Here is a 23,292-nt window from a genome sequence, read left to right on the forward strand (position 1 = left end):
GAAGATATAAGGAATATCCGATGACGAGCCAGAACAATCCTTATTCAAGTGCAAGCGGACAGATGAGTGGCAATGTGTCGTTTGGGTCAACAACGACACCCGGCGGTAGCAACGATCTTATCAAGGATACAACCACTGCAGGGTTTCAGGTGGATGTGGTGGCAGAATCGCGCAATCAGCCGGTTCTGGTTGATTTCTGGGCGCCCTGGTGCGGGCCGTGCAAGCAATTGACCCCAATTCTTGAAAACGCCGTTCGTGCAGCAGGCGGCGCGGTGAAGCTAGTGAAAATGAATATTGACGATCATCCGTCAATCGCAGGCCAGCTCGGTATTCAGTCCATTCCTGCTGTTATTGCTTTCGTCAACGGCCAGCCCGCCGATGGTTTTATGGGCGCCTTGCCGGATTCAAAGGTCAAGGAATTTATCGCCAAGATCGGTGGTCCGAGCGATCAGGAAGCGGCAATCACAGAAGCTGTCAATGCAGCCAATGAGCTTGTGCAAGCAGGCGATTTCGTTCAAGCCGCGCAGATATTCTCATCGATCTTGCAGGTGGCTCCCAATAATGTGGATGCGGTCGTTGGTCTTGCGACATGTCTGCTTGAATCGGGTGATGCCAATAAGGCGCGCGAAACACTGGCAAGCCTTCCGCAAGACAAGCTTGATGTGGCGGCTGTGCGTGCAATCGAAGCGCGTCTTGCACTGGCTGATCAGGTTAAGCTTATTGGTGATCCGGTCGAACTTGAGCGTCGGGTGCAAGCCGATCCAAAGGATTATCAGGCGCGGTTTGATCTGGCGCAGGTGCGCAATGCGCAGGGGCGTCGGGAAGAGGCAGCTGATGAATTGCTTTCAATTATGAAAGCGGATCGTAGCTGGAATGAGGATGGCGCGCGCAAGCAGCTTCTTCAGTTTTTTGAAGCCTGGGGCAATATGGACCCGGCGACGCTTGGCGCACGCCGCAAGCTTTCATCGCTCCTGTTTTCCTGAGCGGGATGCCATGAACAGAGGGAGAGTGTAATGCAGGTGGGCAATGCCCGTTATCGGACGGGCGCTGATATACCGGATCTGGTACCCGTGTTTCCATTAACGGGTGCGCTTCTTTTGCCTGGTGGACAGTTGCCGCTCAATATTTTCGAGCCGCGCTATCTGGAAATGGTGGAAGACGCGCTTGCCGGAAAACGCATTATCGCAATGATCCAGCCGCACATTGACGAGAGTGACACGGATGATAGTGAGGAGGATGATCGCGATAAGTTCGATGAAGCCGCTCGTCCGCCGTTAAGTCAGGTCGGATGCCTTGGACGCATCACTACTTATTCTGAAACCGGTGATGGACGCGTGCTTATTACGCTTCAGGGTATTTGCCGATTTCGCGTGCTGGAAGAAGTGAATAGCCGCAAGCCCTATCGCCAATGCCGCATTGCGCCATTTCTGGCCGACTTGGAAGACCCGCGTGATCTGGGCGAAATTGATCGTGATGCGCTTTTGGGTGCATTCAAGGATTATCTTGAAGTGCATAATCTGGAGGCTGATTGGGAGAGCATTTCGCGTGCAGCCAATGATACTTTGGTTAATGCATTGTCGATGATGTCGCCTTTCGGACCTGCCGAAAAACAAGCGCTTCTGGAAGCGCCGGATTTGAAAACGCGTGCTGCAACCCTGATCGCGATTACAGAAATGGTATTGGCCAAAATCAAGGATGATTATGGCTCACGCCTGCAATGAATATTGAGGAAAGACCAATGGTTGAGAATGAAAATACCGGCAATCTTGATGTGAAGCTGCTTGAATTGCTTGTATGTCCGCTGACCAAGGGTGTGCTTCAATATGATGCGGAAAACAGCGAGCTTATTTCGGAGAAAGCCAAGCTAGCCTATCCGGTTCGGGGCGGTATTCCGATCATGCTGCCATCGGAAGCGCGCGCTCTCGAATAGATGGTTTTGGTCGGCGCCCCATGATGTCAAAAGCTGTTATATAATTTCTACATATCCTCAGTTCTTTTTCATAAATTTCGCACTACCGTTGTTGATTGCCAGGCGAGGGGGTTCTATAACCCTCGCGGAACTTTAAGGTGCATCTTGAAAAGTGTGAAGCGGTTTTCAGTCAGGGTGCAGTTTAAAAACAAATGGTTGAGACGTGCTGATCTGATAAAACCAGATTGAAACGCTCTCTAAAAAGAGATAGCGGACGTTAAATTTTATCCGTTGTTATCTGAGAAAAAACAGAGGCTTGGCATAATGGCATCCAGAAAACTCCTTCTCCTGCCCGGCGATGGTATCGGTCCTGAAGCAATGGCTGAGGTCCGCAAGATCATCGATTTCCTCAATTCAGGTCTCAATCTCGGTTTTGAAACCGATGAGGGCTTGGTTGGTGGTTCGGCCTATGATGCATATGGCCAGGCAATTTCCGATGCGGATATGGAAAAGGCGCTTGCTGCCGATGCCGTACTTTTTGGTGCTGTTGGCGGTCCTAAGTGGGATAGCGTACCATATGAAGTCCGCCCGGAAGCAGGTCTTCTGCGTTTGCGTAAGGATTTGGCTCTTTATGCCAATCTTCGCCCGGCAATCTGCTATCCAGCACTTGCGCATTCATCGTCGTTGAAGCCGGAAGTCATCGAAGGCCTCGATATTCTGATTCTGCGTGAGCTGACCGGTGGCGTTTACTTCGGCGAGCCGAAGGAAATTATCGATCTGGGCAATGGACAGAAGCGCGGTATCGATACGCAGGTTTATGACACCTACGAAATCGAACGCATCGCCGATGTGGCTTTTGAACTTGCGCGCACGCGCCGTAACAAGGTTACGTCGATGGAAAAGCGCAACGTGATGAAATCGGGCGTGTTGTGGAATCAGGTCGTCACCGCACGTCACAAGGAAAAACATGCCGACGTTGAACTCGAGCATATGCTGGCTGATGCCGGCGGTATGCAGCTTGTTCGTTGGCCAAAGCAATTTGATGTCATCGTTACTGACAACCTGTTTGGCGATATGCTTTCCGACGTTGCAGCGATGCTGACCGGTTCTCTGGGCATGCTGCCATCGGCTTCGCTTGGTGCGGCTGATGCCAAAACCGGAAAGCGCAAAGCGCTTTATGAGCCTGTACATGGCTCGGCACCTGATATTGCTGGTCAGGGCGTTGCAAATCCAATCGCAATGATCGCATCTTTGGCCATGTGCCTGCGCTACTCGTTCAATTTGATCGATGAAGCCGACCGTCTGGAAGCCGCAATTGCTGGCGTTCTTGATGATGGCTTGCGCACTGCCGACATCTGGTCGGACGGCACAACAAAGATTGGCACGGTCGAAATGGGCGATGCAATTCTCGCGAAGTTCAAGGCGCTTTCAGCTTAATTGCTGATTGTCTGGTTACAAAAAAAAGCCGCTGCGCAAAGATCGCGCAGCGGCTTTTTTGTTGACTTCGGTCAAGCCAAATTGTGAATCTGCTAAGACCGCTGCGCGAGCATTTCCTATTTTGATTGAATGGTTGAAAATGCTCTATCTGTTTGTTTTCACGCATTATCCCACGCAAAGCCGCTTCGCACTTTTGCTGGAAATGCTCCAAAAAAAACGCCGCCCGGTGGGACGGCGTTTTCATTTGTAGAGAAGGCCGCGCCTACTCTACTTTGTTCAGGTCAACGTCCTTGGTTTCCTTCACAAAGAGGATGCCGATGACGAGCGTGATCGTTGCGATGATAATTGGATACCAGAGACCGTAGTAAATATCGCCCTTTGCTGCACTCATCGCGAAGACAGTGGCTGGCAGAAGACCACCGAACCAGCCGTTACCAATATGATAAGGCAGCGACATACCGGTGTAGCGAATGCGGGTCGGGAACATTTCGACCAGGATAGCGGCGATCGGTCCGTAAACCATCGTGACGTAGATCACGAGAACGGTCAGGATTGCGATTGTCATTGTCCAGTTGATCTGTGCCGGATCGGCAACCATCTTGAATGTACCTGCATTCGGGATGGTATAAACCGCCTGGCTTGGTTCACCTGCTGCATCCGCTTCAATCTGAGTGACGATGTTGGCCTTGACCAATTCCGCATTGGTCATTGTTGTGCTTTCACCTGCGCGAACCGCTCCTGCATCCAGAGCAAGCTCGGGATTTGCAGCAATGAAAGCATCAAGCTTCGAGTCTGCAACCTTTGCCGGGTTGCGTACCAATGGCCAGCCAGCCTTCTGAAGCGCCAGATTGATGTCGTGGGTCAGAGCTGCCTGCTTTGCTTTTGCATCCGCTCCGGCTGCATTGGCATCGAAAGATGTTATGGTTGAAACGCCGATTTTGACGGTTGCAACCTGTCCGGCAGGACCAGTCACGACATCATAAGGCACAGCACTGCGCGATAGGAAGCTTGTTGCAATATCGCAAGAGCTGGTGAATTTTGACGTTCCGGTTGCGTTGAACTGGAAGTTACAGTCGCCAGGTGCGGCCGTTACCGTTGCACTGATCGTCTGTTCCGCATGTGCAAGCGCCGGATTGGCAGCCTGAGTGAGCGCTTTGAACAGCGGGAAGTAGGTGACGGCTGCCAAAGCCAGTCCTGCCATGATGATTGGCTTACGGCCAATCTTATCCGACAACCAGCCGAACACGACGAAAAATCCAGTGCCTATAACCAGGGCCGTTGCGACCATGATATTTGCTGATTGGTTTTCAACTTTGAGTACGTTCTGCAAGAAGAACAGAGCGTAAAACTGGCCGCTATACCAGACAACAGCCTGTCCTGCGGTAAGACCGAAAAGGGCAATCAGGGCAATTTTTGCATTCTTCCACTGTCCGAAAGCTTCGGTCAGCGGTGCTTTTGATGTCTTGCCTTCTTCCTTCATTTTCTTGAAGGCGGGGGATTCGCTCATCTGCAAGCGGATCCAGACGGAGATACCCAAAAGAACGATCGAAACCAGGAACGGAATACGCCAGCCCCATGCTGCGAAGGATTCGGTGGTCATCACATTCTGAATGCTCAGAATGACCATAAGCGAAAGGAACAAGCCCAACGTAGCCGTTGTCTGAATCCATGATGTGTAGAAGCCACGGCGGCCATTGGGTGCGTGTTCGGCAACATAGGTTGCAGCACCACCATATTCACCGCCCAGCGCCAACCCCTGCAACATGCGCAGGATGATCAGGATCGCCGGCGCGACAATGCCAATCGTTGCCGATCCCGGCAGAATGCCGACGAGAAAGGTCGAAGCGCCCATGATGACGATGGTAACAAGGAACGTATATTTACGTCCCACCAGATCGCCGATGCGTCCGAAAACCAGCGCGCCGAACGGACGCACAAGAAAACCGGCTGCAAAGGCGAGCAAAACGAAGATGTTACGGGTTGTTTCCGGATATTCATTGAAGAACGCGGCACCAATGAAAGCAGCCAGTGTTCCGTAAAGATAAAAATCATACCATTCAAAAACTGTGCCGAGCGAAGAAGCGAAAATCACCTTCTTTTCTTCGCGCGTCATTTTTTGCGTGCCGACCTTGGCACTTGATGAAACTGACATAAGAGTCCTCCCAACAGCATTTTTGCTGACGTGCGCGAATGTTCTCCTCCAACTTCCGCACACTTTCTCACGTAGGTATGATGAACTGAATCGTTTGATCCGTTTATTATCTTTTAGTATGAGACGGTCCTGAGCTTAAGCACCGATCGCTCCGAGGGTTAGCTGTGGCGCGATCAAGTGCTTTTTTGAGAGCATAAAATAACGAAGTCGAGATTTGCTTCTTGCAGCCGTTATGAGCTTACCGTAACTATGAAATAGAAATAAGAATCTGTAACGCTGAGGCGTGGGCAGCGTAGTTAGCGGAGACCTATAACCGGTGTCAGGTCCGTCATTTTCTTTGTTAGGGGCATATTTCCCATCTTGGATGCTCTGTCTTTTCATTGCGATAGTGATCACTATTTTGGTGCGGGTGATTATGATCCGCATTGGTCTTGATGATATTCTTCCGTTTCGCCTGACTGCCTATACTGCAATGGTTATCGCGATCGCCTGCGGCCTCGCGCTTTTTGTGTATGGTCGATGAGCATGGAAAATAACGCTTATAGCAAAAGAGAATTCAGTACGGTTGGCGTTCTGCTCACCGGCATTCTGATCATTGTCGCCTTTGTGTTGGCATGGCTTTACCTGCGTGAGGCCAATCAGAATCCGCTTTCAAACGATGCCGTTATTGGTGCCAATATTGTTAATATTGCTGCAACGGTTCCCGGCAAGGTTATTTCAATAAATGTTAAAGAAAATCAGGAAGTCAAAAAAGGCGATATACTTTTCTCAATCGACCCGGTGCCGCTTAAACTTCTCGTAGATCAGACGGCGGCTGATCTTGCAATTGCAGAGGCGGCACTTGATTCACAAAGGCGCGCCGTGCGTGCTGAATCACAAAATGCCCAGATAGCCGACCAGCAAGTGGTGCGTGCGCGAACAAATCTGGATCTTGCAGAAGCCACGCTCAAGCGCCTTGAAGCACTCAGTCCCAAAGGCTATGTCACGCGGCAGCAGGTTGATGATGCGAAGACCCTGCGCAATGATGCGCAGATCAGTCTGGCACAGGCAGTCAAGCAGGCTGAGGCCGCAACAACAATTGTCGGTACGCTGGATAGCGCGCAGGCGTTGGTCCGAGCAAGGCAGGCCGCACTCGCACTGGCGCAGCACAATCTGGATAATGCTGTGGTCACGGCACCGCATGATGGTAGAATTGTGAGTGTTCTCAACGGGACCGGTCAGATCATTGCGCCGGGGCAGTCTCTGTTCACATTGATCGATACTTCAAGCTGGTATGCATCCGCTACGTTCCCGGAAACCGAGCTGGGCGGAATCAAGGTGGGAAGCTGCGCGCAGGTGCGAATTCTTGCCGACAGTTCGATTGTCGTCAAAGGCCGTGTTGAAGGTATCGGTTGGGGCGTTTCATCGGAAGATCTCATCAATATACCACGCAACCTGCCTTATGTGCCGAAGAACCTGAACTGGGTGAGAATTGCGCAACGGTTTCCAGTGCGCGTAAAACTGATTGATCCGCCAGCCGAGCTGACACGCTCCGGCGCATCAGCCGTTGTGACAGTGCATAATGGCAACGAGTGTTAACGACACGCTCTGGGACGCAATCCGCGAAACTCTAGCGGATCTGGCGCCTTTTCCGGGCCGCATGGCAACCGCATGGCGTGTTGCAGCGGTTTGCGCCCTTGTGGCAGGCATCGCGATGATGTTTCACATCCCGGAATCGGCTATTAGCTGCTACCTTGTTATCTTCCTCATGAAAGCCGACGGAGCCGAAAACACCGTTGTTGCAACCGCTGCCATCATTGCCATTACACTGCTGGTGGCTTTGATGGTGCCGGTGCTAGCATGGACCGTTGAATCCGCATTGCTGCGCATTCTCGTGATGATCGCCGTCTCATTTATATTCATTTTCCTTGGTGCTGCCAGCAAGCTTGGCGAAGGGGGCAGCATTGTCGCGCTGATCATTGCCTTTATTCTCAGCCTTGTGAATGAAGTCCCGATCAATGGCGTGATTTCGCTTGCTTTGCGATATGCATGGGAAATGGCCATCCTGCCGATGTTTGTGATTGCAGGCTTTAGCCTGTTTTTCGGGCGCTGGAGCCTGACACTGCTGCGCGAGGAGTTGCGTGAACGCCTGCTGGTGGCGCGCAAGGTGCTCGCAGACAACAATCCCATCATGAACCCTTTGTTGCGGGAAAAGCTTGGGGCCGCCAACGAAGACGAGAACAAACGTTCGATGCTTGTTAAAATATTGCATCAGACCACGAAAAAAAGACTGGCCCACATTCAGACGGATATTACCGCTTCTTATCAATTGCTTTTTGCAGCCTCTGCGCTTCCCGCTGATCTCTCAGCTGAGAAACGCCAGCATTATGCCGGGCAAATCGATAAAATGGTCGATGCGCTTGATAAAGACGCACCGCTTCCACCGCCCGAAGCGATGCCTGACACGTCTGCCCAAAGGCAGGAGGCGGGTATCTTACAGGCGCTTAGAAATATCGCTGGGAGCGAAAAAACCGATTATAGAAAAGGTTCTGGCGACTCGTTCTTTGCTGCAGACGCTTTTACCAATCCCATCTATCAACGTTTTGCGCTTAAAACGACTTTGGCGGCGATCCTCTGCTATGTGTTTTATGCGGCGATTAACTGGCAGGGCATCCATACGGCGATGGTCACTTGCTATGTCGCTTCCCTGGGTACGGCGGGTGATACAATCCATAAGCTGACTTTGCGCATCACCGGCTGTCTTGTCGGTGCTGCTATTGGCATTGCGTCGCTTATATTTCTTATGCCGCAACTTGAATCTGTTGGCAGTCTCATGGTTCTGGTCTTTGCGGTGGCACTTCTCGCCGCATGGGTCTCTGCAGGCAGTGAAAAAGTGTCCTATGGTGGCGTACAGATCGGCCTGGCATTCACTTTGACCGTCTTGCAGGGCTTCGGCCCGACCACCGATATGGACACGGCGCGCGACCGTATTATCGGTATCCTGGTCGGGAATTTTGCGGTTTATCTGGTCTCGACGCTGATCTGGCCTGCGCCGGTTGTCACCGTCATTCGCCAGCGTCTCTCCGATGCTGCGCGAAAGATAGCTGAAATTGCATCGGTTGCACCGGACGAACGAATGGAGATGATCAACACTGCCGCCGAAACAGAGCGTCTGCTTGATGAAGTGCGTTATTGCTTTTATCTGCTGCCTTTTGAGCCTGCGGCCCTTCGTCCATCAGAGAAACTTGAAAAAACCTTTGATGGCTTTGCCGATCAGCTTGCTTCACTTAACAAGGAAGTCTACTTTTCCGATCAGGTCATGCCTGATGCTGTTGAAAGATTGAATGCGCTCTCATTGCGCATAAAATCCGATGGCATACAAAGCGAAATTTCACTGGAAAAGCAGGCGTATTCTGCCGAGGACGCAGAAAATGAGGGGGCAAACAAAATCGATAAGCATCTTGCGCATATGGAAGCTCTTTTGGCAGGTGGTAAGGCATGAGAAAGTCTTCTGCTCCAGCCTCCATAGCGTTTCTTTCAGCTTTTGGTTTCGTGCTTAGTGGTTGTGCGACCGATGCTTTGAAGCTGGCGCCATCGGCACCTGATCAGCCGTGGAAGGCCGATCAGCACAAAGGCTCGCCCGCCAATGCGCCATCGCGGACGAAAGATTTTAGTGTTCCTTCCAATCCGGAGCTGGCTTTGATTTCCAGCCCTGTGGTAGTTGATACGCGACCTTCTTACGATCTGGCGCAGTTGATCGACCTCGCGCAGCGCAGCAATCCGGGTACCCGCAATGCGTGGGAAAAAGCGCGGCAGGCGGCCCTTGCTGTCGGAATGGTCGAAGCGACAATGCTGCCGATCATCTCTGCCAATGTTATTGGCGGCGTGCAAAGAACCTCAACACCCGTCGATGTCCCGCTTATCGGTGAGCGTGACGTCAATACGACGCTGAAAGGCGTATCACCCTCTCTTGCCTTGCAATGGCTGGTTTTCGATTTTGGCCAGCGGGCAGCATTGGCAGAGGCTGCAAAACAGGTTTCGTTTGCAGCCAATGTCACGTTCAATGCGATGCATCAGAAACTGATCTTCGATGTTACACGAACATATTATGAATATAGCGCCGCAGTGGCTGGCCACCGCATCGCGCAACAGACCTTGCGTAACAGCAAGGCCGTTCTTGCGGCGGTTCAGGCCAAGCTCAATGAAGGACGAGCGACAACAGTTGAGCTTGCGCTCGCCAAACAGCAGGTTGCGCAGTCGGAATTGAGGCTCGTTAAGGCAGAGGGGCAGCAGCAGACCCTTTATCAGGCGCTTCTGGCGTCAATGGGCGTCAATGCCATGTTGAACATCAATGTTGAGAGTTCAATGAACAGACCGCTGCCTTCAAAATTTGATGGCGTGACACAATCGGTTGTAGAAACAGCTTTGTCGCGGCGACCCGATCTTATTGCAAGTTACGCTGCTTTGCAGGCCAGTAATTCCGGGATCAAGGTGGCGCAGGCGGAGTTCTTGCCGAAAGTCTTTGTGGCGGGTGCGCTTGCTTCCACATCCAACAGTTTCAACGCCGGAAGCCTGCCAACAATCGGTAATCAGTCGTCGGGCATGGGCATTCTCGTTGGCGCGACAATGCCCCTTTATGACGGAGGACTGCGTGCGGCGCAGCTCAAGAATGCGCAATCCACGCACAGTGCAGCAACAGAAACTTTTCGTCGCGTGCAACTTGATGCGGTTGCGGAAATTGTTCTTGCATCCAATAGTCTGAAAACGGCTCTGGCGGCAAACAAGGCCGCCAATGTACTGGTTCAGACATCTGCCACAGCTTTTGACGCTGCACTTGAATCCTATAAAAATGGATTGGGTACGATTACGGTGGTGAATGAGACGAACAATTCTCTGCTGGATGCAAAGCTGGCGCAAACGGATGCTCATGCGGCAGCATTGATTGCTGCTGCCAATCTTGCGTTTTTCACAGGTGCGTTGACATCAAGCACAAGCCTGCCGGGCGTTGTGTCTGCGCAGTAAGTGAAAACAGGCATGCGGGAGACGGGGTAAAATGGCGAAATACTGGATAGCTGCGGGTATTATTCTGCTTTTAACCGTTGCCGCCTTCGTGTTCTGGTTTCTCATCCGGCATAAAAAGGGGTGGTCGAGAAGTATTATCGCCCATCTCACATTTGTGGCGGCAATGTTCGGCTTGATCATGACGTTCAGGCAGGTCGCCTATATGTTGCTTGCGGATTACAAAATAACCGCGATCACACCGGAACTCATCAATACCCTGTCGACCTTCTTCATGGCTCTGATCGCCATGCAGCAGCTCTTCCAGTTGATCAACCGTTTGACCCATAGCCAGATTGACCGCGGCAATGACGTGACGTCCGCACGTATGGTTGCGCGCATATTAAAACTGGCAATATTCCTGATTTTGATGCTACTGTTCGGGGAGCAATTCGGGATTGGTCTTTCCGGCCTGCTCGCTTTTGGTGGCATCGGTGGCATCGCTATCGGCGTGGCCGGCAAAGATGTTCTGAGCAATCTTTTTTCGGGCGTGATGCTTTATTTTGATCGCCCGTTCAGCATTGGCGATTGGATCAGCTCGCCAGATCGGAATATTGAAGGCACCGTTGTGGAAATTGGCTGGCGACTTACCAAGATCAAAACCTTCGACAATCGTCCGCTCTATGTTCCCAATGCAGCCTTTTCGACGATCAGCGTTGAAAATCCGGGCCGCATGACCAACAGGCGCATTAATACGACGATTGGTTTGCGATACGAAGATGGTGACAAAATTGCCGGGGTTGTCGACGACATAAGGTCGATGCTCAAGGCCAACCAAAAAATCGATCAGACACAGAGTCTGTTGGTTTATTTCGATGCGTTTGCAGATTCATCGCTCAATATCATGGTCTATTGTTTCACGAAAACGACCCGTTGGGCTGATTGGCTTCAGGCACAGCAAGAGGTCTATCTCAAGATCATCGAAATCGTGCATGCGCATGGTGCCGACTTCGCATTCTCATCTGAAACGCTTTATATTCAACCTGATAAGGCGGCGCAGCAGAAGCCTGTTGAACAATAGGCTTCTACGCTGAGCGATAAGAAATGTGGGAGTTCATGCTGAAATATTAGTTATCAGTATAATTGCTAATATGTTATTGGAGTCCTTGCTTCGCCACTTTCCTAAGGCAAAAACCTTCGCTCTCTGGCGCTTTCGAGCACATTTGGTAATCGAGAAGGGTGCCCCCATTGAAAGACAGGTTTTTCTTCATTCCTATAGCGGGTGAAGCGGTTGAAGAAATCAAAAGAATAGATTGGTCAAAGAATCCGTTGGGCCAGCCGGAAAGCTGGCCGCGCCCGCTTAAGACAGCAGTTCAGATGATGCTGGCGTCGCATTTTCCGAAAGCCATTGCCTGGGGGCCGGAATTTATCACGTTTTACAACGATGCTTTCAGAACAATTCTTCGCGACAAGCAGAACTGCATGGGCCAGCCATTCAATGAAATTTGGGCTGAAGTATGGGAGGATATTGGGCCGATAGCCGAAAGGGCGATGCGGGGAGAGGCCACGTTTATTGAAGACTTTCCGTTGCTCGTTAATCGTTCGGGCTTTGATGAACAGTGTTATTTCACCTTCTGCTACAGCCCGATTTTAAATGAAGATGGCAGCGTTGGCGGCATGATGGACACTGTCATTGAAACGACTGGAAAAGTTGAGGCCGAGAAAAATGCGCGGATCATGAATGCCGAGCTTGCGCATCGCATAAAAAATACTTTTAGCATTGTCAGCGCAATCGCCAGCCAGACCTTTAAAAGCCAGGATAATGAAGACGAACTTAACGCATTTTCCAGACGCCTTTTTGCGTTAAGCAGTGCGCATAATGTCTTGCAGTTTGGAAAAAGTTCAAGTGGGTCATTGGCACAGATCATCGCTGAAATTACTGCTGCACTCGGTGTTGATCAGCGTGTTGATGTTGAAGGCAGCGACATTTTTATCGGGCCGAAAGCTGCAAGTTCAGTGTCGCTTTTGATCCACGAACTGACGACAAATGCTATCAAATACGGTGCATTATCCAATGATGCTGGGCGTATTTCCATCTGCTGGAATACCGCTGATCATGAGGGAACGTCCACGCTGCTTCTGAATTGGTGTGAGACGGGTGGGCCTGAAATAACCAAGCCTGGCAAAATTGGCTTTGGGTCAAAACTCATCCGAATGGGTCTTATGGGAACAGGCAATGTCGAGGCCGATTATGCTCCTTCCGGATTTCGGGCTAGAATGAGCGCCCCTATCGATCAGATGCAGGGCGAGGGGCGACTTTACAATGACGGTTAGAGCGCTCCCGAAAGGCGGAAACTGGCTTTCGGGACACGATGCGCGTTAAAACAAAGAAGTCAGTCTGCTGCGGAAAGCAATCCATCAATTATCCGCTGCTGCTATTGAGGGCCGTCCAGACAAGTCGGTACAAGGCATCGCAATTTTTAAGATTATCTGCACAATACGGATTGTGCCGAATCTAATTGCAATGGAGCGTTAAGCCGATGCAAAGAATTACCATCACTGTCGATGATGATCTTATGACAGAACTGGACGCTTTGATTGCTTTAAAAGGCTACGCCAACCGCTCGGAGGCCGTGCGCGATCTTGTTCGGGCAAGTATAAAAGACACGGCAATTGCATCTGATGCGATGACCGAATGCGTTGGCGTCTTAAGCTATGTGTATCAGCATGAAGCGCGTGATCTGGCGAAAAAGCTGACCACATCGCACCATGAGCATCATCATATGTCGCTGGCGTCCCTGCATGTTCATCTCAACGAAGACCTGTGCCTTGAGGTGAGCCTGCTTCGCGGCGAAGCAAAAGCTGTAAAAGAATTCGCAAATTCCATCATTTCGCAGCGTGCAGTCGTTTACGGCGATGTTTCAATCATTCCCCACAATGCGCACCATGAATAGGCTTTGAGACCGAATATTCATATTAGAATCATTGATTTAGATTGCTCTGTCAGTCTAGGTTCGGGGCTGCGAAGAGTCATCTTTTAAAAAGCGAGTGATTATGGATCTGACAGTCATCGTCTTTATACTCGTATATCTTGCGATGGGCTGCGGAACTCTTCCCGGATTTAAGGTCGACCGCACGGGAGCTGCCATTATAGGCGCTCTCGCTATGCTGGTGACCGGTAGCATAACAGCACAGGCTGCGTGGAATGCCATCGATTACCGGACGCTGGGAATGCTTTTCGGACTGATGGTCGTGTCGGCCGGATTCTCGGTTTCGGGCTTTTATGGCTGGGCGGCGAAGCGCGTAACCGAGCTGCCATTATCACCGCCTTTGCTGGTTGGCGTTCTGGTTTTTATGGGCGCTGCATTCTCTGCTTTTTTGACAAAGGATGTCGTCGCGGTGGCGATGACGCCTTTGCTCGTGTCCGTTACCCTCACAAGAGGGCTAAACCCTGTGCCATTTCTTCTTGCGTTTTGTTTTGCAGTGAACACAGGTTCAACAGCAACGCTGATCGGCAGCCCGCAGAATATGATTGTTGCGCAAGAGCTTGGGTTATCATTCAATGGTTTTCTGAGTGCGGCCGCAGTGCCGGCTCTTCTTTCGCTGCCGATCGTTTGGGGTGTCATCGTTCTGGCCTATCGCAATCGCTGGCAACTCACGCAGCAGCCGTCTTCGATGGCAGATGCAGGGCAGGACGGTACGATTGATGCGCTTGAAACGGCAAAGACGGCAATCGTTGCGGTGATTGTCATTGGAATGTTTATTTTTAGTGACTTGCCGAGAGAGCTCATCGCCATGGCGGGCGCGGGGGTGTTGCTGGTCAGCCGCAAAATCTCTTCTCACGATATGCTTAAACATGTCGATGGTGATCTTCTGCTTTTGATCATGGGACTTTTTGTTGTCAATGCAGCCATTGCTGCGACCGGCCTGCCGCAAAATGTTCTCGGTTATTTCCGCGAAGCCGGGCTTGATCTTAACGAGCCGATCTCCCTGTTTTTTGTCGGTGGCGTTCTGAGCAATCTTGTGGGGAACAATCCTGCGGTTATGTTGCTGGTGCCCTATCTTCAGTCAGGATCTGGGTCTGATGCCTTGGGTGCAGCGCTTGCGCTGGGGACAGGTTTTTCAAGTAATATGATTATTTTTGGCAGCCTCGCAGGAATTATTGTCGTAGAGCAGGCAGCTGCGCGCGGTATCAAGATATCATTTGCTGAGTTTTCGCGCACCGGTATAGTTGTTATGGTTCTTTGTATGTTGATGGCAGCATCTTGGGTGATTTTTTTAACCAAAATGTAAGGACAATATGAAGTAGTTTGAAAGTTTTTTAAAATTTTTAATGATTTATATAAAAATTTATAGATCGGTTGTGTATTGTTATTTTTTTGTTCCTTTTATTCAATGTTTATTTGAGTTGTATGTAAAATACTTATTGCCCCTCGTAAAATAGATTGATAGCTTCTTCGTGATGGCTTTATTTTGGGGGTGGGCTTATAGAATGCCGATCTCCCCCTTTTCTTGGTACGGAGGTTACGTATGCATTTCACGCCCCGGGAAATCGACAAACTTATGATTCACACGCTGGCGATTGTCGCGCAGCGCCGTAAAGATCAGGGTTTGAAGCTCAATCATCCTGAGACTGTTTCTTTGATTGCTGCGGCTGCACTTGATGCTGCGCGCGCTGGCAAGACGCTCGAAGAAGTCATGGAACTCGCGCGCAAAACCATCACCAAAGATGATGTGATGGAAGGTGTTGTCGAAATGATTCCTTATGTGCAGGTCGAAGCCGTTTTCACCGATGGCAGTCGCCTGGTTACTGTCCACGATCCAATCCAGTAAATCCTACGGAGGCTCAGTTATGGCTGCAGATAAGGTAAAGACTCCTGTTGGAGGCTTGGTTCTCGGCAAAGGCGATATTGAAATCAATGCCGGATACCCAACAACCACTTTGAAAGTCCGCAATACCGGCGATCGTCCTATTCAGGTCGGGTCGCATTATCATTTCTTTGAAGTGAATGCCGATCTTGAATTTGATCGCGAGCAGGCGTTCGGAAAGCGCCTGAATATCCCCGCAACGACCGCTCTTCGTTTTGAACCGGGTGATGAAAAACAGGTTGTGCTCGTTCCTTATCAAGGCAAGCAGCGCGTGCTCGGCTTTAACGGTCTGGTGAATGGTTGGGTTGGCGATGAGAGCTACAACGATTCCCGTCCGCGCCTGACAGATGCGATGGAGCGCGTCGCGAAATACGGTTTCAAGAACAAGCCGTAATTGCCCGTCTGTGAGCGAATTTCGATCTGATTAATCAGTTCGACGCTCCAATCGTTTGTTTGACGTGCATCTTATCTGAAAGCCGATTCACACTTTTCGGGATGCGCTCTAGAATTTCAGCGAACAGGATACTGAGATGGCTAAGATTTCAAGGCAGCAATATTCGGATCTTTACGGTCCGACGACCGGCGACAAGATTCGCCTCGGCGATACGGACCTTTATATTGAGATTGAAAAAGACCTTCGTGTTTATGGCGAAGAAGCTGTGTATGGCGGCGGTAAAACGCTGCGCGATGGCATGGGGTATGACAATGAATTGACGAGCGCAGCCGGTGCGCCCGATCTGGTCATTACCAACGTGACCATCGTTGACCCTATTCAGGGTGTTATCAAGGCGGATGTCGGCATTAAGGACGGCCTGATCTACGGGATCGGTAAAGCTGGCAACCCCTCCACCATGTCGGGTGTCACGCTGCCGCTTGGGCCGGGAACGGATGCCATTTCAGGCGAACATCTGATCCTGACCGCTGGCGGTATCGATGCGCACGTTCATTTCATTTCGCCCCAGCAGGCTGAAGCCGCGCTCAGCAATGGCGTGACCACGCTGTTTGGTGGCGGCATTGGCCCGACAGATGGCACCAACGGTACGACCATCACGCCGGGAACGTGGAACATCGAAATGATGTTGCGCTCCTTTGATTCATGGCCGGTCAATGCCGGTGTGCTTGGTAAGGGCAATTCATCATCGGCATTGTCGATCGAAGAGCAGATTCGCGCCGGTGCCATGGGGCTTAAAATCCATGAAGACTGGGGCAGTACCCCAGAGGCTATCCGCACATCGCTGACCGTTGCCGATGAATATGACATTCAGGTCTGTATTCACACGGATACGCTCAACGAAGCCGGTTTTGTTGAAAATACCATTGCCGCTTTCGAAGGCCGCACCATTCACACCTATCACACCGAAGGTGCGGGCGGCGGACATGCGCCTGACATTATTCGTGTTGCAGGTCAGTCAAACGTTATTCCGAGCTCGACCAATCCGACGCTTCCTTATGGCATCAATTCGCAGGCCGAATTGTTTGACATGACGATGATCTGCCACAATCTGAGCCCGAAAATTCCAACCGACGTGGCCTTTGCTGAAAGCCGTGTCCGCCCGGAAACCATCGCTGCTGAAAACGTTCTGCACGATATTGGCGCGATTTCCATTCTCTCCAGTGACAGTCAGGCCATGGGCCGCGTCGGTGAAAACTGGATGCGGACCATTCAAACTGCACATCTGATGAAAACCCGCTTTGGTGCCTATGAAGGCGACAAGTCGGGCAATGACAATCAGCGCGTCTTGCGTTTTGTTTCCAAGGTGACAATCAATCCGGCGATTGCACAGGGCGTCTCTCATGTTGTCGGCTCGATTGAAATTGGCAAAATGGCAGACTTGGTGCTTTGGGAACCCGCCTTTTTCGGCGCGAAGCCCAAAATGGTTATCAAAGGCGGCATGATCTCATGGGCGCTGATGGGGGATCCGAACGCATCGCTTCCAACGCCACAGCCAGTCATCTATCGTCCGATGTATGGCTCATTTGGATCGGCTTTGCCGAAAACCCGCGCGACATTTACCTCGCTGGCTGGTTTCGATGCCGGTATCGTCAATCGTTATGAACTGAAGTCACAGGTCATCCCTGTCTACGGCACCCGCGCTATCAGCAAGGGCTCGATGGTTCGTAACAATGCTTTGCCGACCATTGAAGTTAACCCGGAAACATTTGCTGTTACCGTTGATGGCAAACATGCGACTGTTGAGCCTGCAACCAATGTTCCTTTGACGCAGCTTTACTTCTTCAGTTGATAAGACGCTCTCGGGAGGGAGCGAAAACGTTCCCTCCTGTTTTGATTTTGGATGCAAACACCGAATAGTGCTGGTCTTGCCGCATTTTCGACTGCCGATATGAAGCGCATGCTTCCGGAGGAATTATGATTCTCGTTGAGAAAACACTCGGTAATATCAAGGATTCTGTGTGGCATGAGCGTTCGCATCATGCGCAGGTTGACTATCTCGCCCTTGAGCAGTGGGAAGCACCGAAAAGCCGTCTGCGCAAGGCGAGTGAAGGGGGCGTTGAGCTTGCAATCTCTCTGCCGCGGTCCGAGCATCTGCATGATGGCGATGTGCTGCATTATGATGAAGCCGCGAAACTCATTGTTGTGGCACGTATTGCCCTCAAAGAGGTGATGGTTATTGAGCTTGAAGGTTTGGAAGAGCTCGCGCCGCAGGACATCCTGCGCATTTGCTTTGAGCTCGGCCATGGGCTGGGTAATCAGCATTGGCCAGCCGTGATCAAAGGCTCAACCGTCTATGTGCCGCTGTCTGTTGATCAGAAGGTGATGGCATCGGTGATGCGCACGCATGCTTTTGAAAGAGTGAAGACCTATTTCGCTCCTGGCGAGGAGATTGCTGCAAAGCTCGATGCGAAGGAAGTTCGTATGCTCTTTGCCGGCGCCGATGCGACCCCGCATCATCATCATGATTTGCATAAGCATTCTCATGAACATCATCATGGTTCGGAAGCGCACACCCATGAACACAGTCATGAGCACACCCATGATCACGATCATGGGCATGAGCATCACCACGGGCACCATCACCACAGGTAAGTAATGTCAGGCATACAGAAAAGCGAACCACGTTGCGGGCAGGACATGGTTCTTCTGGCGAGATTGCTGCAATTTTCAGATTCAACCTTGCCGGTTGGTGCATTCGCATTTTCAAATGGGCTTGAATCCGCTTTGCAGACTGAGGTCGTAACCAATTCGGCAAGCTTGCATCAGTTCGTCGAGCTCGTTGTGCGTCAGGCTGCCCATATGGATGGTATCGCTTTTCTTCATGCGCATCGTGCCATTGTGGCGGGTGATTATGACAGCGTGCTTGCTGCGGATCATGAGATATGGAATCGCCGGGTTGGCGAAGAACAGCAGATGATGCTTGCGAGAATGGGAAAGAAATTCGCTGAACTCTCTCTCAAGATCAGCGATTTCCCACAGCTTGAGCGCTGGCTGAAAGACATTAAATCAGGCGAAACGCCGGGTTGTTTTCCAGTTGGTCAGGCGCTCGCGCTGGCGCATATGGGCGCGGATGAGAAACAGGCCTTTGTTGTGAATCAATACGGCGTTGCGTCGATGGTTCTCAGTGCCGCGGTTCGACTGATGCGGATCGATCATCTGGATACGCAGCGCATATTATTTGCTTCGCAAAGCCGTGTTGAAAGCGACTATGCTGATGTGTGTGGTCTGGCGCTTGATGAAATGTCCAGTTTCGCGCCCGTCTTTGATGTTCTGGTTGCGCATCACACAAAAACGCATGTCCGGCTATTCATGAATTAAGGCATGTCTCCCACCGTCGAAATCGATTTTGTGAGACTTGCTTTCGGAAATTCAAACAGGAATGAACCATGAAAAAAATCACGCGTATTGGTATTGGTGGACCTGTCGGTTCGGGCAAGACGGCGGTTATTGAAACAATCACCCCACGGCTCATTGAGATGGGTATCAAGCCGCTCATTATTACCAACGACGTTGTTACGACTGAAGATGCCAAGCAGGTCAGGCGCACACTCAATGGCATTCTGATTGAAGAAAAAATCGTTGGCGTTGAGACCGGCGCGTGCCCGCATACGGCGGTGCGTGAAGACCCGTCGATGAATATCGCTGCGGTTGAAGAGCTTGAGGAAAAATATCCCGACAGTGATGTGATCCTGATTGAATCGGGCGGCGATAATCTCACGCTGACATTCAGCCCAGCACTCGCTGATTTTTACATCTATGTGATTGACGTTGCGGCCGGAGACAAAATTCCACGCAAGAATGGCGCTGGCGTCTGCCAGTCGGATATTCTGGTCATCAACAAGAAGGATCTGGCACCTTATGTCGGTGCAAGCCTTGAGGTTATGGATCGCGATTCCAAACTGATGCGCGGCAAGAAGCCTTTTGTTTTCACCAATTGCAAAACCGGTGAAGGCATTGACGATCTGATGCAACTGATCCTTGATATGGCTCTGTTTGACGTGAAACCGGTTCAGGCATCTCAAGCCTCTCAGGCGGCTGGGTAATGTCATGAGCTTACACGAGCGACTAAGCCGACTTGATGCAGCCCGTGAACTGAGCGGGTATCATACGCAGCCTGCACAGATGCGTGCTGCCGGACCCGGCAAAATCGGCGAATTGCGTTTGGGCTTCTCCTTACGCAATGGTCGCTCGGTACTGCACGATCTTTATCGTGTGGCCCCGCTTCTGGTGCAACAGGCGCTTTACTGGGACGAGGCGATGCCGGAATTGCCGATCTGCTCAATCATTTCGATTGGCGGCGGCATTCTTCAGGGGGATCGCTACAAGATCGATATTCATGTGGGTGAAGGCGCATGTGCTCAGGTCACATCACAGGGCGCTAATCGTGTTCATCAGATGGATGCCAATTATGCTTCACAATATCAGACCGTGACGGTGGAAGCAGGGGCATATCTGGAATATCTCCCTGATTTTACAATTCCCTATCGCAATTCCCGCTTCATCAATCAGACCGATATTGTGATTGATGAGAGTGCGACGCTCATCTATGGCGAGATGATGATGACGGGACGCAAGCATCATCATGAAAGCGAGCGTTTTGGTTTCGATCTGCTTTCCATGCTGATCGCGGCAAAGCGGCCAGACGGCAAGCGCCTGTTTACAGATAAGGTCCTGATTGAAAAGGGCAATCCGACCATCGATTTTGCAGCGGTCATGCGTGGTTACGACGCGTTTGCAAATATCATCTGCATAACGCCGCCCGATGTTGCTGCGCGGATCAAAGAGCGTGTTCAGGTGAACTTCAGTACCGACGCGCCACGCGCAATATCCGGGGTGTCAGCGCTGCCCAACAATGCGGGGCTTATTTTGCGCGCTGTCGGCATGGAGAGCTACGACGTGCGCGCTGAAGTGCGTAATTTCTGGCAGATTGTTCGGGAAGAGGCGCGCGGTCGCACATTACCAGAGGAATTCCTTTGGCGTTAAAGCACTTATGCTCAAAAAGTGCGAAGCGATTTTGTGGTGGGTAATGCGTGAAGGCAAATAGACAGAGCGGAGATCTGGCTAAGAGGGGTTATCGAAATGGCAGACAAGAAAGTGAGTTTTCCAATCGCCTGCCTGCGTGGGGCGGGACAGGTGTTCTTTATGGAGAATGCCTTTACCGGATTGCTGTTTGTTGCTGCAATTGCTTATGCATCCTATGCAACGGGCGGCTGGGCAATCACAATTGGTGCAGTCGTTGGTCTCATCGTCGCTACATTGACCGCACAGTTGCTTGATTGCGATAAGCCATCCATTCATTCGGGCCTGTTTGGTTTTAATGGCATTCTTGTTGGTGTTGCTTTGCCGACATTTATCGCGGCCACGCCTCAACTCTGGTTTTATATCATCATCGGCTCGGCGCTCAGCACCGTTATCACAGCAGCATTCGGCGCAACGCTTACCAAAAGCTGGGGCATTCCGGGGTCTACAGGGCCATTTGTTTTGACGGGCTGGCTCATGGTTGCTGCTGCTTATTCTTTTGGCGCGCTTGATGTCACTGGCGACAGTCCCAAACTCGCCTCAGATTATTTGCAGGGGACCGCTACAATTCCCGCAAATATTGAGCTGGTGCAAATTTTCTTCCGCAATATTGCGCAGGTCTTTTTGCTTGGCAACGAGGTCAGCGGCGCTTTAATTCTGCTCGGCATTTTTGTGGCGTCGAGGCAGGCAGGTATTGCAGCAGCGCTTGGATCGCTGATCGCGATGATAACCGCCATTGGCATGCGTGCTGATCCTGCGGTCGTCATTCAAGGGCTTTATGGTTTCAGTTCTGTTCTGACAGCCATTGCCGTGGGCGTTGTTTTCCTGAAGACGGATGGAAAGGTGATTGCCTATGCAGTGCTTGCAACCATCGTTACTGTTTTCATTCAAGGCGCTTATGATGTGATTATGTCTCCGATGGGACTGCCATCCTTCACGGCGCCCTATGTGCTCACACTGTATCTGTTTATCGCGCCGAAGAAGCTGCTTGCACCGCATCCACATAAGCCGGTGGCGCAGCATCTGGTTAAAGATAACTAGATTTTCTTGTTAAAATTCAAATAGTTCAGAGTTCCAAATCTGAAGGAAAATAACATGCAGTCTATCAGCGCAGGCGATACAGCCTTTATTCTAATCTGCACCGCACTGGTGTGCATGATGACTCCCGCACTGGCCTTGTTTTATGGCGGACTTGTCCGCCAGCGTGATGTTCTTTCCATCATGATACAGAACTTTGTTTGTATGGGCGTGGTTGGCCTCATCTGGGTTTTTGGTGGGTTCAGTCTGGCTTTCGGTCCGTCCATAGGCGGCGTCATTGGTGATATCACCACCTATTTTGGCATGTATCATGTCGGTATTGAGCCAAATCCAACTTATGCAGCAAACGTCCCCTTCATTATGGTGTTTGCGTATCAGATGATGTTTGCGATCATTACGCCCGCGCTGATGACAGGGGCCTTTGTCGGACGCTTCAAGTTCGGGGCTTATCTGTTCTTTATCGCATTTTGGACGATCCTAGTTTATTTGCCAGCAGCCCACTGGGTTTGGGGCGGCGGGTTCCTTGCGAAACTTGGCGTTGTTGATTTCGCCGGCGGCATCGTTATTCATGCCTCCGCGGGCTTTTCAGCACTGGCCGCAGCCAAATATCTTGGAAAGCGCAAACTCGCTCCCGGCGAAACGGAATCGCGGCCTGCAAGCCTGCCACTTGTGGCCATCGGTGCCGGTCTTCTGTGGTTTGGCTGGTTTGGCTTTAATGCCGGCGGCGCATATGCAGCCGATGCACTCGCGGCTTATGCTTTCACCAACACCATGCTTGCAGGCTCCATCGCTATGCTTGTCTGGATGTTCTGGGAATGGAAGGAATCCGGTCGTCCGTCCTTCTCCGGTGTTCTTGTGGGCGCAGTGACGGGTCTTGCAACGATTACGCCTGCTGCAGGTTATGTGGAGCCGATCACAGCGCTTCTCATCGGTGCTATCGGCGCATCGGTCTGCTTTAATGCCAAATATGTGCAGAAATGGCTCAAAATTGATGACACATTGGAAGTCTGGCGTGCGCACGGCGTGGGTGGCATGACCGGCGCGGTCCTGATCGGTGTTACCGCGAGCTCCCATATCAACGCTGTGTCGGCAAGTGCCTATCAGCTTGGTATTCAGGTTCTGGCGGTTGTTATCGTTGCTGCTTATGCCTGGATTATCACGATGATCCTGCTAAAAATTCTGGATGCTTTTGGTCATCTGCGGGTGCCTGATGATATTCAGCGTGAAGGTTTAGATGACGAGCTTTATGGCGAAAATGCTTTCAGCTTGTGGGGCATGAAAAGACAGATGGATAAGTAATCTGGCATTATTCGGAAAAGCATAAGTGAGCCCGTGTAAGATATTTCACGGGCTCGTTTGGCCTGCCTAGCAGTTGAATATCAATAAAAGTTTGAACTTTACCTATAAGTATATTGCGCCCGCCAAACACCCTCAGTA

At 51.1% G+C, this 23,292-nt stretch carries 22 protein-coding genes; 21 read left to right on the plus strand and 1 reads right to left on the minus strand.

Annotated features, from left to right (window positions below; all coding sequences use genetic code 11):
• Positions 1-20: 20 nt before the first annotated feature.
• The 4 genes from trxA (at position 21) to leuB (ending at position 3,346) form a co-directional block, all read left to right on the plus strand.
• A complete protein-coding gene (trxA, locus tag ABE530_RS04635; protein ID WP_499693757.1) occupies positions 21-983 on the plus strand; it encodes a thioredoxin in 963 nt (320 codons plus the stop codon).
• A gap of 30 nt (positions 984-1,013) precedes the next feature.
• Positions 1,014-1,721 (plus strand): LON peptidase substrate-binding domain-containing protein, encoded by a 708-nt coding sequence (locus ABE530_RS04640; protein WP_499693758.1) that lies wholly within the window; start codon positions 1,014-1,016, stop codon positions 1,719-1,721.
• Positions 1,722-1,738: 17 nt separating this feature from the next.
• Complete coding sequence (locus ABE530_RS04645; protein WP_265985825.1) at positions 1,739-1,930, plus strand: Trm112 family protein; 192 nt, start codon at positions 1,739-1,741, stop codon at positions 1,928-1,930.
• Positions 1,931-2,233: 303 nt separating this feature from the next.
• Positions 2,234-3,346, plus strand: a complete 1,113-nt coding sequence (gene leuB / locus ABE530_RS04650) for a 3-isopropylmalate dehydrogenase (RefSeq protein WP_265985824.1) — start codon at positions 2,234-2,236, stop codon at positions 3,344-3,346.
• Between the two features lie 262 nt (positions 3,347-3,608).
• On the opposite strand, the gene ABE530_RS04655 is transcribed toward leuB, so the two are convergent.
• Positions 3,609-5,498: an MFS transporter gene (locus ABE530_RS04655; protein ID WP_499693759.1), complete on the minus strand. Its 1,890-nt coding sequence runs from the start codon at positions 5,496-5,498 to the stop codon at positions 3,609-3,611.
• 316 nt (positions 5,499-5,814) lie between these two features.
• On the opposite strand from ABE530_RS04655, the gene ABE530_RS04660 reads away from it, so the two are divergent.
• The 17 genes from ABE530_RS04660 (at position 5,815) to ABE530_RS04740 (ending at position 23,154) form a co-directional block, all read left to right on the plus strand.
• Positions 5,815-6,021 (plus strand): YtcA family lipoprotein, encoded by a 207-nt coding sequence (locus tag ABE530_RS04660; RefSeq protein ID WP_265985822.1) that lies wholly within the window; start codon positions 5,815-5,817, stop codon positions 6,019-6,021.
• 2 nt (positions 6,022-6,023) lie between these two features.
• Complete coding sequence (gene mdtN / locus ABE530_RS04665) at positions 6,024-7,076, plus strand: multidrug transporter subunit MdtN (protein ID WP_499693760.1); 1,053 nt, start codon at positions 6,024-6,026, stop codon at positions 7,074-7,076.
• On the plus strand, positions 7,060-8,979 hold the full coding sequence (locus tag ABE530_RS04670) for an FUSC family protein (protein WP_499693761.1): 1,920 nt from the start codon (positions 7,060-7,062) through the stop codon (positions 8,977-8,979). The genes mdtN and ABE530_RS04670 overlap by 17 nt, the downstream gene beginning before the upstream one ends.
• Positions 8,976-10,499, plus strand: coding sequence for a TolC family protein (locus tag ABE530_RS04675; protein ID WP_499693762.1), 1,524 nt, complete (start codon positions 8,976-8,978; stop codon positions 10,497-10,499). The genes ABE530_RS04670 and ABE530_RS04675 overlap by 4 nt, the downstream gene beginning before the upstream one ends.
• 31 nt (positions 10,500-10,530) lie before the next feature.
• Positions 10,531-11,556: a mechanosensitive ion channel family protein gene (locus tag ABE530_RS04680; RefSeq protein WP_499693763.1), complete on the plus strand. Its 1,026-nt coding sequence runs from the start codon at positions 10,531-10,533 to the stop codon at positions 11,554-11,556.
• A gap of 167 nt (positions 11,557-11,723) precedes the next feature.
• Entirely contained in the window at positions 11,724-12,809 is a 1,086-nt protein-coding gene (locus ABE530_RS04685; protein ID WP_396998485.1) for a PAS domain-containing HWE histidine kinase family protein, read from the plus strand.
• A 206-nt stretch (positions 12,810-13,015) separates the two neighbouring features.
• Positions 13,016-13,429 (plus strand): nickel-responsive transcriptional regulator NikR, encoded by a 414-nt coding sequence (gene nikR, locus ABE530_RS04690; protein ID WP_265985817.1) that lies wholly within the window; start codon positions 13,016-13,018, stop codon positions 13,427-13,429.
• Between the two features lie 100 nt (positions 13,430-13,529).
• A complete protein-coding gene (locus ABE530_RS04695; RefSeq protein ID WP_499693764.1) occupies positions 13,530-14,768 on the plus strand; it encodes an ArsB/NhaD family transporter in 1,239 nt (412 codons plus the stop codon).
• Between the two features lie 237 nt (positions 14,769-15,005).
• On the plus strand, positions 15,006-15,308 hold the full coding sequence (locus ABE530_RS04700; RefSeq protein WP_265985815.1) for an urease subunit gamma: 303 nt from the start codon (positions 15,006-15,008) through the stop codon (positions 15,306-15,308).
• A 19-nt stretch (positions 15,309-15,327) separates the two neighbouring features.
• A complete protein-coding gene (locus tag ABE530_RS04705; RefSeq protein WP_265985814.1) occupies positions 15,328-15,738 on the plus strand; it encodes an urease subunit beta in 411 nt (136 codons plus the stop codon).
• 136 nt (positions 15,739-15,874) lie between these two features.
• Complete coding sequence (locus tag ABE530_RS04710; protein WP_265985812.1) at positions 15,875-17,587, plus strand: urease subunit alpha; 1,713 nt, start codon at positions 15,875-15,877, stop codon at positions 17,585-17,587.
• A gap of 125 nt (positions 17,588-17,712) precedes the next feature.
• Complete coding sequence (locus ABE530_RS04715) at positions 17,713-18,390, plus strand: urease accessory protein UreE (protein ID WP_265985811.1); 678 nt, start codon at positions 17,713-17,715, stop codon at positions 18,388-18,390.
• A 3-nt stretch (positions 18,391-18,393) separates the two neighbouring features.
• Positions 18,394-19,116: an urease accessory protein UreF gene (locus ABE530_RS04720; RefSeq protein ID WP_499693765.1), complete on the plus strand. Its 723-nt coding sequence runs from the start codon at positions 18,394-18,396 to the stop codon at positions 19,114-19,116.
• Positions 19,117-19,184: 68 nt separating this feature from the next.
• Complete coding sequence (ureG, locus tag ABE530_RS04725) at positions 19,185-19,841, plus strand: urease accessory protein UreG (protein WP_265985808.1); 657 nt, start codon at positions 19,185-19,187, stop codon at positions 19,839-19,841.
• Positions 19,842-19,845: 4 nt separating this feature from the next.
• The gene (locus tag ABE530_RS04730; RefSeq protein WP_499693766.1) at positions 19,846-20,781 is read left to right on the plus strand and encodes an urease accessory protein UreD; all 936 of its coding nucleotides are present in this window, start codon (positions 19,846-19,848) and stop codon (positions 20,779-20,781) included.
• 96 nt (positions 20,782-20,877) lie between these two features.
• Positions 20,878-21,858, plus strand: a complete 981-nt coding sequence (yut, locus tag ABE530_RS04735; protein WP_499693767.1) for an urea transporter — start codon at positions 20,878-20,880, stop codon at positions 21,856-21,858.
• A gap of 54 nt (positions 21,859-21,912) precedes the next feature.
• Complete coding sequence (locus ABE530_RS04740; protein ID WP_265985803.1) at positions 21,913-23,154, plus strand: ammonium transporter; 1,242 nt, start codon at positions 21,913-21,915, stop codon at positions 23,152-23,154.
• Positions 23,155-23,292: the final 138 nt, after the last annotated feature.

This window comes from Brucella sp. TWI559 (assembly GCF_039674265.1).
GTDB lineage: Bacteria > Pseudomonadota > Alphaproteobacteria > Rhizobiales > Rhizobiaceae > Brucella > Brucella chromiisoli.

Bases quoted from the DNA above. Each gene is read 5' to 3' on its own strand.
- ABE530_RS04740 (WP_265985803.1), top strand. From the start codon at position 21,913: ATGCAGTCTATCAGCGCAGGCGATACAGCCTTTATTCTAATCTGCACC.
- mdtN (WP_499693760.1), top strand. From the start codon at position 6,024: ATGGAAAATAACGCTTATAGCAAAAGAGAATTCAGTACGGTTGGCGTT.
- ABE530_RS04680 (WP_499693763.1), top strand. From the start codon at position 10,531: ATGGCGAAATACTGGATAGCTGCGGGTATTATTCTGCTTTTAACCGTT.
- ABE530_RS04655 (WP_499693759.1), bottom strand. From the start codon at position 5,498: ATGTCAGTTTCATCAAGTGCCAAGGTCGGCACGCAAAAAATGACGCGC.
- nikR (WP_265985817.1), top strand. From the start codon at position 13,016: ATGCAAAGAATTACCATCACTGTCGATGATGATCTTATGACAGAACTG.
- leuB (WP_265985824.1), top strand. From the start codon at position 2,234: ATGGCATCCAGAAAACTCCTTCTCCTGCCCGGCGATGGTATCGGTCCT.
- yut (WP_499693767.1), top strand. From the start codon at position 20,878: ATGGCAGACAAGAAAGTGAGTTTTCCAATCGCCTGCCTGCGTGGGGCG.
- ABE530_RS04675 (WP_499693762.1), top strand. From the start codon at position 8,976: ATGAGAAAGTCTTCTGCTCCAGCCTCCATAGCGTTTCTTTCAGCTTTT.
- ABE530_RS04670 (WP_499693761.1), top strand. From the start codon at position 7,060: ATGGCAACGAGTGTTAACGACACGCTCTGGGACGCAATCCGCGAAACT.
- ABE530_RS04640 (WP_499693758.1), top strand. From the start codon at position 1,014: ATGCAGGTGGGCAATGCCCGTTATCGGACGGGCGCTGATATACCGGAT.
- ABE530_RS04715 (WP_265985811.1), top strand. From the start codon at position 17,713: ATGATTCTCGTTGAGAAAACACTCGGTAATATCAAGGATTCTGTGTGG.
- ABE530_RS04720 (WP_499693765.1), top strand. From the start codon at position 18,394: ATGTCAGGCATACAGAAAAGCGAACCACGTTGCGGGCAGGACATGGTT.
- ABE530_RS04710 (WP_265985812.1), top strand. From the start codon at position 15,875: ATGGCTAAGATTTCAAGGCAGCAATATTCGGATCTTTACGGTCCGACG.
- ABE530_RS04730 (WP_499693766.1), top strand. From the start codon at position 19,846: ATGAGCTTACACGAGCGACTAAGCCGACTTGATGCAGCCCGTGAACTG.
- ABE530_RS04645 (WP_265985825.1), top strand. From the start codon at position 1,739: ATGGTTGAGAATGAAAATACCGGCAATCTTGATGTGAAGCTGCTTGAA.
- ABE530_RS04700 (WP_265985815.1), top strand. From the start codon at position 15,006: ATGCATTTCACGCCCCGGGAAATCGACAAACTTATGATTCACACGCTG.
- ureG (WP_265985808.1), top strand. From the start codon at position 19,185: ATGAAAAAAATCACGCGTATTGGTATTGGTGGACCTGTCGGTTCGGGC.
- ABE530_RS04695 (WP_499693764.1), top strand. From the start codon at position 13,530: ATGGATCTGACAGTCATCGTCTTTATACTCGTATATCTTGCGATGGGC.
- ABE530_RS04705 (WP_265985814.1), top strand. From the start codon at position 15,328: ATGGCTGCAGATAAGGTAAAGACTCCTGTTGGAGGCTTGGTTCTCGGC.
- trxA (WP_499693757.1), top strand. From the start codon at position 21: ATGACGAGCCAGAACAATCCTTATTCAAGTGCAAGCGGACAGATGAGT.